Source organism: Neoroseomonas rubea (assembly GCF_016106015.1).
In the GTDB taxonomy this organism is placed as follows: Bacteria; Pseudomonadota; Alphaproteobacteria; order Acetobacterales; family Acetobacteraceae; genus Neoroseomonas; species Neoroseomonas rubea.
In genome coordinates, this window is sequence record NZ_JACADQ010000146.1 from 1 (window position 1) to 9,603 (window position 9,603).

Here is a 9,603-nt window from a genome sequence, read left to right on the forward strand (position 1 = left end):
GCGCGCGGGCGACGGCCGCGCAGGCCGGGGACCGCGCGCGGCGCGTCGCGGAGGACGTCTGGGACGCGGCGCGGCGCCTGCGCGACCTCGATGCGGCCCTGTCGGAGGTCAGCGCCATCGCCACCGCCATCGAGGCGATCGCGCGGCAGACCAACCTGCTCGCGCTCAATGCGACGATCGAGGCGGCGCGGGCCGGGGATGCCGGGCGCGGCTTCGCCGTCGTCGCCAATGAGGTGAAGGCCCTCGCCGCGCAGACGCGCGATGCGACCGGGCGGATCGATGGCGCCGTGCGCGGCCTGCGCGACACCGCGCTGGAGTTGCGCAGCGCCGCAGAAGGCAATGCGAAGGCGGCCGAGGAGGCCGCGACGACGGCGGCCGCGACGCTCGAGAGCCTCGGTGCCGTGGCGGGCGCTGTGGGGCGCATCACCGCCGAGATGGACCCGATCGCGGCGGCCGCCGGCGAATGCGGCCGGCAGGCCGAGACCATGCGCGTCGCGCTGTCCGAGCAGGGCGGGCGCCTGCGCGACCTGTCCAGGGAGGTGGATGCCGCGGCCGAGCGTGCAGAGGGCCTGCGCAACCTATCCGAGACGCTGATGGACGACCTGGCCGCGACCGGCGTCGCCACGCCGGACACGCCCTTCATCGAGGCCGCGCAGAAGGCCGCGCGGCGCATCGCCGCGGGGTTCGAGGCTGCGCTCGCCGCTGGCGAGATCACCGAGGCGGCGCTGTTCGACGAGGCCTATCGCCCCATCCCGGGCACTGATCCGCGGCAGATGGAGACCGGGTTCACTGCGCTGACCGACCGGCTGCTGCCCGCGATCCAGGAGCCGATGCTCGCCATCGATCCGCGCGTCGTGTTCTGCGCGGCGGTGGACCGCAACGGCTTCCTGCCGACGCACAACCGGAAGTTCGGCCAGCCCCAGCGCCCGGGCGACCCGGTCTGGAACGCCGCCAACGCCCGCAGCCGGCGCATCTTCGACGACCGCACGGGGCTTGCCGCCGCGCGCAACCGCAAGCCCTTCCTGCTGCAGGCCTATCGCCGCGACATGGGCGGCGGGCAGGTCGCCGTGATGAAGGATTGCTCGGCGCCGATCCTCGTGCGCGGACGCCATTGGGGCGGGCTGCGGCTCGCCTATCGCGCGGACTGATCGCGCGCTTGCGTCCCGCGCGCCGCGGGCGCTAGTGTTCGCGCATGGACGCGCTGCGCATCCCGACCGTTCGATTTTGGTACCGCTGGTATCCACCAGCGGCCTGAGGGACGTCTCGCGACCATTCTCCCCGAAAGCCGCCAAGCCCTGGCGGCTTTCGCGTTTCGGGGGGACACCCCGCTTCCGACAGGACCGACAGGGTGAGGCGGCAGGACCAGACAGAGGCCTGCCATGAAGCGCACCGAATACGATTTCGACGTGATCTCCGGCCCGTCCACGCCGCCGCGACCGCCGGCGCCGAAACCCCAGCCGGCGCCGCAGCCGCAGGGGAAGTAGCGCGTCAGTCTTCCCGCAGCGCGCGCCGCAGCTCGAACTTCTGGATCTTGCCCGTCGCCGTCTTCGGCAGCGGGCCGAAGGTCACGTGCCGCGGCGCCTTGAAATGCGCGAGATGCGCGCGGCAATGCGCGACGATGTCGGCCGCGCTCGTCGCCGCGCCAGGCTTGAGCGTGACGAAGGCGTGCGGCACCTCGCCCCATTTCGGGTCGGGGTGGGCGACGACGGCGGCTTCCATCACCTCCGGGTGGCGGTAGAGCGCTTCCTCGACCTCGAGGCTGCTGATGTTCTCGCCGCCCGAGATGACGATGTCCTTGGCGCGGTCCTTCACCTCGATGTAGCCGTCCGGGTGCAGCACGCCGAGGTCGCCGGTCCGGAACCAGCCATCGACGAAGGCGGCCGCGTTCGCACGCGGGTTGCGCAGGTAGCCCTTCATCACCGTGTTGCCGCGCAGCGCGATCTCTCCGAGCGTCGCGCCGTCGGCGGGCACGCGCGCGCCGGTTTCCTGGTCCAGCACCGCCGCGTCTTCGAGCGTGGGCAGCGGCACGCCCTGGCGGGCCATGAAGGCGGCCTTGTCCGGCAAGGCGAGGTTGGCGAGCTCAGGCTGCCAGGCGCAGAGCAGCGACGGCCCGTAGCACTCCGTCAGGCCATAGAGATGCGTCACGTCGAAACCGAGGCCTTCCATCGCCGCGATCACGGGGGATGGCGGCGCGGCGCCGCCGGTCGCGATGCCGACGCGCTGCGCGAAGGCGCGGCGCTGGTCCGCCGGCGCGTGGATCAGCATGGTCAGCACGACCGGCGCGGCGCACAGATGGGTCACGCCGTGGTCGGCGATCAGCGCGAAGATGCGCGCTGGGTCGACGCGGCGCAGGCAGACATGCGTCCCGCCCTGCAAGGTGACGGCCCAGGTGTAGGTCCAGCCGTTGCAGTGAAACATGGGCAGCGTCCAGAGATAGACGCTGCGCGGGGAGAGCGCGAAGGCGAGCGCATTTCCGCAGGCGTTGAGGTAGGCGCCGCGGTGATGCACCACGACGCCCTTCGGATCGCCCGTGGTGCCGGAGGTGTAGGAAAGCGAGATCGCCGCCCATTCGTCGCCCGGCGGTTCCACGGGAAACATCGGGTCGCCGGTGGCGATGAAGTCCTCATAGGCCGTCGCGTCGATCTCGGCGCCGCCCGGGCCTTCCGGGTCGTCCACGATGACGATGCGTGGCGGGACGGCGACGCCGTCCAGCGCGGCGGCGGCGAGTGCGGAGAATTCCCGGTCTAGCAGCAGCACCTTCGCCCCCGCATGGCCGAGGATGAAGCGCACCGTCGGCGCGTCGAGCCGCGCGTTGATCGGACACAGCACGGCATGGGCCATGGGCACGCCCATATGCGCTTCCAGCATCTCCGGGACGTTGGGCAGCAGCGCCGCCACCACGTCCCCCGGCGCGACGCCCGCGCCGCGCAGCGCGGAGGCGAGCCGCCGGCTGCGATCGAGGTACTGCGCGTAGGTCATGCGCCGCGCGCCATGGATGATGGCGGTGCGCCCCGGCCAGATGCGCGCGGCGCGCGCGAGGAAGGAGACGGGCGAGAGCGGGACGTGGTTCGCGGCCGATTTCGGCAGGTCGTCGTCCATCGCCCTCATCCCTTGCCGAGCGCGCGGGGCGCGGAGACGGCGCAGCGCGCGCGCGTCATGTCGTTCAGCAGCGCGGCGACCTGCGCATGGTCCGGCGTGCCAGGGTCGAAGCGGCCGGCGCGGATGGCGGCGGCGAAGGCGCGCGCGTCGCTGGCCAGCGCGGCCATGCGCGTGGTGGCATCTTCCTGCCAGGCGCCGTCCTGCGCGGCTTCGCGCCCGGCGATCGCCATGGCGTTGGCGATCATGCGTGCCGCGAAGGCCTTTTCCGGCGGCACCGCGGGCAGGATGTCATTCAGCAGCACCTCGCGCGCCGTGGCGAGCAGGTCGGGGCCCTCGGGCGGTTCACGCAGCATCGCGGGCCTCCACCATGCGCAGGATCTCCCATTCCAGGCCCGGGACCATGTGGCCGGTCAGCGCGAGTTCCAGGCTGCGCTCGACGCCCGAGATGTGACGCTCCGCCTGGTCGACGGCGATCGAGGCCCAGCGGATATGCGCGGCGAGTTCCCACCAGCGCACGCGGGCGTCGTCCACCTGGCCGTAGCCTTGATACAGCGCCGCGCGCGGGCCGATGCCGCCGGCCTCCTGCGCGTCGTTGCCGAAGCGCCAGCATTTCGCGCAGAGCCAGCCGAGATCGGCATGCGGGTCCGACCACAGGGAGAATTCCCAGTCGAGCACCGCGGTCACGCCACCTTCGTCCAGCATGATGTTGCCGGTGCGGAAGTCGTTGTGGACCAGGACGGGGGCGATGGGCGGCGGCGCGGTGCGTTCGAGGTGCCGCAGCCCCCATTCCAGAACCGGGCGCGGATGGCGCTGGCGGTCGAGTGCGGCACGCTGGTCGGCAACGAAGGCGCGGCAGGGGTCGGACGGTGCCTCGCCGAGGAAGCCGAGGTCCGCGCGCGGCGGACGGATGCTGTGGATGCGCGCGAGTTCCCGCCCGAGCGCGCGCGCGCAAGCGTCGCGCCCGCCGCCGAGCGTCTCGCTGCGCACCACGCGATGCGCCGCGGCGGTGCCCGCGACGCGGCGCATGACGAAGAAGGGCGCACCGGTGACGGTCGCGTCCTCGCACAGGAACAGCGGTTCCGGCACCGTCACGCCGGCTTCGTGCGCGGCGCGTAACAGTGAAAATTCCTGGGCGCGGCCGTGGCTGACGGCGAGCGTCGCCGCATTGTCCGTGCGCAGCACCCAGGCGCGCCCGCCGGAGACGTCGAGCGCCCAGTTCTGCTGGATCGCACCACCCGAAAGCAGCGCCATGCCCTCGATGGCGAGCGTGGCGTCGCCCGTCGCGGCGCGCAGCCAGTCGGTCAGGCGGGCGCGCCGCGCCTCATCCATGCCCGGCCTGGCCCCAGCGGAAGAAGCCGTCGCCCTCGGCGCGCAGCAGGTTGGCGAGCACCATGCGGTGCACCTCCGACGCGCCGTCCACCAGCCGCGCCTGGCGGGCGTAGCGGTAGATCCATTCGATCACCGTGTCCTTCGAATAGCCGCGCGCGCCGAGCAACTGCAGCGCCGTATCGACGGATTTCTGCAGAGCGTCGGCGACCACGATCTTGGCCATCGAGACCTCCTTCCGGGCGAAGGAGCCCTGGTCGAGCGCCCAGGCGGCGCGCATGGTCAGCATACGGCCGATCTCGATCTCCATCGCCGCCTGGCCGACCAGGCCCTGCACGCTTTCCCGGTCGATCAGCTTCTGCCCGAAGGAATCGCGCTGCTTGATCCGCTCCATCGCGATCTCGAGCGAGCGGCGCGCGAGGCCCGTCCAGCGCATGCAATGCGTCAGCCGCGCGACGCCCAGGCGCATCTGCGTCAGCTTCAGCCCGTCGCCGACATTCATCAGCAGCTGGCTGTCCGGCACTTCCAGCCCGTCGAACTCCAGCTCGCAATGCCCGCCATGTTCCTCCGGCCCCATGATCGGGATGCGGCGGACGATGCGCCAGCCGGGCGTGTCGGACTTGAACAGGAAGGCGGACAGGCCCTTGCGCTCATCGTCCGAGGTACGGGCGATGATGATGAAGATCTTCGCGTTGCCGGCGCCGGTGATGAACCACTTGCGGCCCGTGATGCGCCAGCGGTCGTTGCCGACGCGCTCAGCCCGCGTGTAGGTCAGGTTGGGGTCGGATCCGCAGCCATCGGGCTCGGTCATGGCGAAGGCGGACTGCACCTCCCCGCGCACGATCGGCATCAGCCATTCGGCCTTCATCGCCTCCGGCAGCACGCGGTCGAGGATCATCATGTTGCCGTCGTCGGGCGCGGCGCTGTTGAACACGACGGGGCCGAAGATGGAGCGGTTCATCTCCTCGTAGCAGGCGGCCATGCCGATGCGCGGCAGGCCCTGCCCGCCGACGGATTTCGGCATCTGCAACGCCCAGAGCCCCTCCGCCTTTGCGGCCGCGCGCATCTCCGCCAGGACCTTCGGCGCGATGTTCTCATGCTCGTCGTAATTGGCGCGGTCCGCTTCCAGCGGGATCAGCCGTTCGTCCACGAAGCGGCGGATGCGCTGACGAAACTCCTCGATCTCCGGCGGCAGCACGAAATCCATGGCGTGGCGTTCCCTAGAGCGGATTGATCGAATGCCCGCCATCGACCGTGACCGTCGCACCCGTCATGTGCGCGCCGGCGGCGGAGGCGAGAAGCAGCAGCGGGCCCGTCAGCTCCTCCGGCGTGCCGAGGCGCCGCTGCGGGATGCGCTTGATCATGGCTTGGCCGGGTTCGGAGGCGAAGAATTCGCGGTTGATGTCGGTCGCGACATAGCCGGGCGCGATCGCGTTGACGCGGATGCCGAAGCGCGCGAGCTCGACCGCCATCTGCCGCGTCAGCTGCAGCAGCGCGGCCTTTGCCGCGGTGTAGCCGGCCACACCCGGGATGATCCGTTCCCCCAGCACGGAGGCGATGTTCACGATCGCCCCCGGCTGCTTCGCCGCGGCCAGCCGCCGCGCCGCTTCCTGCCCGACGAGGAAGCAGCCGCGCAGGTTCACGTCCAGCACCGAATCCCAATCCTCGATCCCCTGCTGGAGGAAAGGTTTCGTCACCGCGATGCCGGCATTGTTCACCAGGATGTCGCAGGGTCCGCCCAGTGCGGCTTCGGCCGCGTCGAAGCAGGGGGCGATGGTCTCGGGCTGCGTCACGTCGAGCGGCACGGCGACCACGCGCGGGCTGAGTTCGGCCGCGAGCCCCGCCGTCGCCTCCATCCGCCGCGCCGCCAGCGCGACCGACGCGCCCGCGCCGTGCAGCACGCGGGCGAAATGGGCGCCGAGCACGCCCGACGCACCCGTCACCAGCGCGCGGCGGCCTTCCAGCGAGAACAGCCCGGCGATGTCCATGCGTCTCTCTCTCCCCTGGCCCGGTGCGTGCCACCCGTTGCGCCGGCAGGCAAGCCCCGCGAGGATGGCCCCGAAGCAGGAGGGTTGCGATGGCCGATACCGCAAGGGCCGTGTTCGTCACGGGCGCGCAGCAGGGGATCGGCGCCGCCGCGGCGCGCGCCTTCGCCGCGGCGGGTTGCGACGTGGCGGTGAACTGGCTGGACGATGAAGCCGCGGCCGAGGCGGTGGCCGCCGACATCCGCGCCGCCGGCCGCCGCGCCGTGCTGGTGCGCGGCGATGTCGGCACCGCCGCATCCTGCGCCGCGCTTGTCGATGAGGCGTTCGCCGGTCTCGGGCGCATCGACGTGCTGGTGAACAATGCCGGGATCTTCCCGCGCGTGCCTTTCCTCGAGATGACGGAAGCCCAGTGGGACCGCGTCCTGGACGTCAACCTCAAGGGCAGCGCCTTCTGCGCCCAGGCGGCCGCTCGGCACATGGTCGCGGCAGGCACGAAGGGGGTGATCCTGAACCTCTCCTCCTCCTCCGTCCGCGGCGCCGTGCTCGGCGTGCATTATTCGGCGACCAAGACGGGCGTCATCGGCATCACGCGCTCCATGGCGCTGGCGCTCGCGCCGCACGGCATCCGGGTGAACGCGATCGCGCCCGGACTGACCGACACGGCGCAGCCGCGCTACGGCAATAGCGATGCCGAACTGGCGGAGATGGCGAAGGCCCTGCCGCTCGGCCGGATGGGACGGCCGGAGGAGATCGCGGGGCTGATGGTCTACCTCGCCTCGCCCGGGGCGGAATGGATCACAGGACAAGTCTACCACATCAATGGCGGGGTCTATCTGGCCTGATCCGCCGGCGGCGCGACGGAATCTTGCGCCACGTCATGGCGGCGATGGCGTCGTACCGGCAGAAGCATGACGACAAGCGATGGAGAGACGGATGCGTGGCGCGGCGGCCCTGATGCTTCTCCTCGGCGCGGCGGCGCCGGCCTTCGCCCAGCCCGAACCCGGCGATGCGCGCGCCGGCCAGCGCCTGGCCGTCACCTGGTGCGCCAATTGCCACCAGGTCGCGCCCGGCGGCCCCGGCCCGGTCAGCGACACGGCGCCGCAATTCCAGGCCATCATGCGCATGCCCTCCACCACCTCCATGTCGCTGCGGGTCTTCCTGCAATCGCCGCATGCGAACATGCCGGACTACCGCCTGTCCCGCGAACAGATGGATGACCTCGTCGCCTATATGATGACTCTGCGGCGCTGAGCCCCCGTCTGGCGCCCTTGCGCGTCCCGCGCTACCCAGGTCGAAAGATCGCAGGGGAAACGCCAGAGTGTCCGCATCGCCCGCCCGCTTCCGCATCGGCTACCTGGTGAAGGTGCCGCACCAGTCCTTCCTCGACACCGCGGCCAAGGACCCGGCGCTCGAGGTGGTGCGCCTGACGCTGGATGAGGGGGAGGAAGCGGCGCTCAAGGTGCTTGCGACCTGCCAGGGCTACTATGTCCGCGCCTCCCGCGACGAGTTGCCGAAGCCCTTCCATGTGAACGACACGCTGCTCGCGCGGCTGCCAAACCTGCTGATGGCGGCCTCCCAGGGCGCCGGCTACGACACGATCGAGCCCGGCGCCTGCACGCGCGCCGGGGTGCTGCTGGTCAACCAGGCCGGCGGCAATGCGGAAGCGGTGGCGGAACACGCGGTCGGCATGATGCTCGCGCTGCTGAAGCGCTTCCCCGAATGCCACGCCGCGATGCGCGAGGGCCGGGCGCAGCGGCGCGAGGAATTCATGGGCCGCAACCTCTACGGCAAGACGGTCGGCCTCGTCGGCATTGGCAATGTCGGCACGCGCACCGCGGCCATCCTCAACGCCGCCTTCCATTGCCGCGTGCTGGCCTATGATCCCTACGTCGACGCCGCGACCGTCGCCGATCGCGGGGCGGAGAAGATGGACGACCTGCGCGCCATGCTGGCGGAATGCGACATCATCTCGCTGCATTGCCCGCTGACGCCGGAAAGCCGGGCGATGATGGCGGCCGATTCCTTCGCCGCCATGAAGCCGGGATCGGTGCTGGTCACGACCGCCCGCGGGTCGATCCATGACGAGGGCGCGTTGCTCGCCGCCTTGCAGAAGGGCCACATCGCCGCCGCCGGGCTCGATGTGTGGGAACAGGAGCCGCCGCCGAAGGACCACCCGCTGCTGTCGCACCCGGCTGTCATCTGCACGCAACACACGGCGGGCGTGACGCATGAAAGCCGCGCGATGATCACGCGCATCGCGGCCGAGGCCTTCTCCGCCTTCGCCGCCGGCCGCTTTCCGCCGCGCATCATCAACCCGGAGGTCAAGGCCCGCGTGGCGGATCGCTATCGCGCCGCGCTCGGCCGCGACCTCACGGATCACGCCTGACCTGATCCACCCTTGGCGGCGGCGGGCAGCGGGCGGAGGATGGGCCCGATGACCGCCGCCCCCAGCCGCGCCCTGACGGTTGCCGTCCTCGGCACGACGCAGACCCTCTCCTGGGCTTCCTCCTACTACATCCCGGCCATTCTCGCCGCGCCGATCGCGGCGGAATTCGGTGTCTCCCGCGCCACCATCTTCGGCGTCTTCTCGGCCGCGCTGCTGCTGACGGCCTTCCTCGGCCCCGCGGCGGGGCGCGCGATCGACCAGCGCGGCGGGCGGGACGTGCTGGCGGTCTCGAACCTCGTCTTCGCGGCGGGGCTGGCGCTGATGGCGTTCTCGCCAGGCCTGCCGGTCTTCTGCCTGGCGTGGGCGATCATGGGGGTCGCGATGGCGATGGGCCTCTACGACGCCGCCTTCGCCACGCTCGCCGGGCTCTACGGCAAGGAAGCGCGCAACAGCATCACCGGCATCACGCTGATCGCGGGCTTCGCCAGCACGGTGGGCTGGCCAGCCTCGGCGCTGATGGAGGCGGAGTGGGGCTGGCGCGGCGCCTGCCTCGGCTGGGCGGCGCTGCATGTCGTGCTCGGCCTGCCGCTGAACCGCCTGCTGATCCCGCGCGCCCCGCCGCCCGCCAAGGCGGGTTCGGGGACCGCGGGTTCCGAAGACCAGCCGCCGCGCATGGTCGACATGGCGCTGCTCGCCTTCGTGCTGGCGACGGCGGGGTTTTCCGCGGCGGCGCTCGGCGCGCATCTGCCGGGCGTGCTGCAGGCCGCGGGCGCGACGGCGGCGGCGGCGGTGGCGGCGGGCGCGCTG

Annotated in this window: 10 protein-coding genes; 5 read left to right on the forward strand and 5 right to left on the reverse strand. The window is 71.6% G+C overall.

Annotated features, from left to right (window positions below):
* Window positions 1–1,148: methyl-accepting chemotaxis protein (locus HW577_RS14365; protein WP_198376825.1), on the forward strand; the 1,148-nt coding region annotated here is incomplete at its 5' end.
* 340 nt (window positions 1,149–1,488) lie between these two features.
* Here HW577_RS14365 and HW577_RS14370 read toward each other — a convergent pair.
* The 5 genes from HW577_RS14370 to HW577_RS14390 are packed head-to-tail and all read right to left on the reverse strand — an operon-like array spanning window position 1,489 to window position 6,413.
* Window positions 1,489–3,099 carry an AMP-binding protein gene (locus HW577_RS14370; RefSeq protein WP_198376826.1) on the reverse strand — a complete coding sequence of 537 codons (1,611 nt, stop codon included), beginning with the start codon at window positions 3,097–3,099 and terminating at the stop codon, window positions 1,489–1,491.
* Between the two features lie 5 nt (window positions 3,100–3,104).
* Complete coding sequence (locus HW577_RS14375; RefSeq protein ID WP_198376827.1) at window positions 3,105–3,452, reverse strand: DUF6285 domain-containing protein; 348 nt, start codon at window positions 3,450–3,452, stop codon at window positions 3,105–3,107.
* Window positions 3,442–4,428 carry a phosphotransferase family protein gene (locus tag HW577_RS14380; protein ID WP_198376828.1) on the reverse strand — a complete coding sequence of 329 codons (987 nt, stop codon included), beginning with the start codon at window positions 4,426–4,428 and terminating at the stop codon, window positions 3,442–3,444. Before HW577_RS14380 ends, HW577_RS14375 begins: the two co-directional genes overlap by 11 nt.
* Complete coding sequence (locus HW577_RS14385; RefSeq protein WP_198376829.1) at window positions 4,421–5,632, reverse strand: acyl-CoA dehydrogenase family protein; 1,212 nt, start codon at window positions 5,630–5,632, stop codon at window positions 4,421–4,423. Before HW577_RS14385 ends, HW577_RS14380 begins: the two co-directional genes overlap by 8 nt.
* A 13-nt stretch (window positions 5,633–5,645) precedes the next feature.
* Window positions 5,646–6,413 (reverse strand): SDR family NAD(P)-dependent oxidoreductase, encoded by a 768-nt coding sequence (locus tag HW577_RS14390; protein WP_198376830.1) that lies wholly within the window; start codon window positions 6,411–6,413, stop codon window positions 5,646–5,648.
* An 89-nt stretch (window positions 6,414–6,502) separates the two neighbouring features.
* Between HW577_RS14390 and HW577_RS14395 the strand changes: the two genes are divergently transcribed.
* From HW577_RS14395 to HW577_RS14410, 4 genes are all read left to right on the forward strand, one after another.
* A complete protein-coding gene (locus tag HW577_RS14395; protein WP_198376831.1) occupies window positions 6,503–7,252 on the forward strand; it encodes an SDR family NAD(P)-dependent oxidoreductase in 750 nt (249 codons plus the stop codon).
* 91 nt (window positions 7,253–7,343) lie between these two features.
* Window positions 7,344–7,661 (forward strand): c-type cytochrome, encoded by a 318-nt coding sequence (locus tag HW577_RS14400; protein ID WP_198376832.1) that lies wholly within the window; start codon window positions 7,344–7,346, stop codon window positions 7,659–7,661.
* 67 nt (window positions 7,662–7,728) lie between these two features.
* Entirely contained in the window at window positions 7,729–8,796 is a 1,068-nt protein-coding gene (locus HW577_RS14405; RefSeq protein ID WP_198376833.1) for an NAD(P)-dependent oxidoreductase, read from the forward strand.
* A 48-nt stretch (window positions 8,797–8,844) separates the two neighbouring features.
* Window positions 8,845–9,603, forward strand: a 759-nt coding sequence (locus tag HW577_RS14410) for an MFS transporter (RefSeq protein ID WP_198376834.1), incomplete at its 3' end; no start/stop codon positions are given.

What these genes read in the sequence shown, in the direction of transcription:
- HW577_RS14380 (WP_198376828.1), bottom strand. Translation starts at nt 4,428, where the DNA reads ATGGATGAGGCGCGGCGCGCCCGCCTGACCGACTGGCTGCGCGCCGCG.
- HW577_RS14375 (WP_198376827.1), bottom strand. Translation starts at nt 3,452, where the DNA reads ATGCTGCGTGAACCGCCCGAGGGCCCCGACCTGCTCGCCACGGCGCGC.
- HW577_RS14385 (WP_198376829.1), bottom strand. Translation starts at nt 5,632, where the DNA reads ATGGATTTCGTGCTGCCGCCGGAGATCGAGGAGTTTCGTCAGCGCATC.
- HW577_RS14400 (WP_198376832.1), top strand. Translation starts at nt 7,344, where the DNA reads ATGCGTGGCGCGGCGGCCCTGATGCTTCTCCTCGGCGCGGCGGCGCCG.
- HW577_RS14390 (WP_198376830.1), bottom strand. Translation starts at nt 6,413, where the DNA reads ATGGACATCGCCGGGCTGTTCTCGCTGGAAGGCCGCCGCGCGCTGGTG.
- HW577_RS14370 (WP_198376826.1), bottom strand. Translation starts at nt 3,099, where the DNA reads ATGGACGACGACCTGCCGAAATCGGCCGCGAACCACGTCCCGCTCTCG.
- HW577_RS14395 (WP_198376831.1), top strand. Translation starts at nt 6,503, where the DNA reads ATGGCCGATACCGCAAGGGCCGTGTTCGTCACGGGCGCGCAGCAGGGG.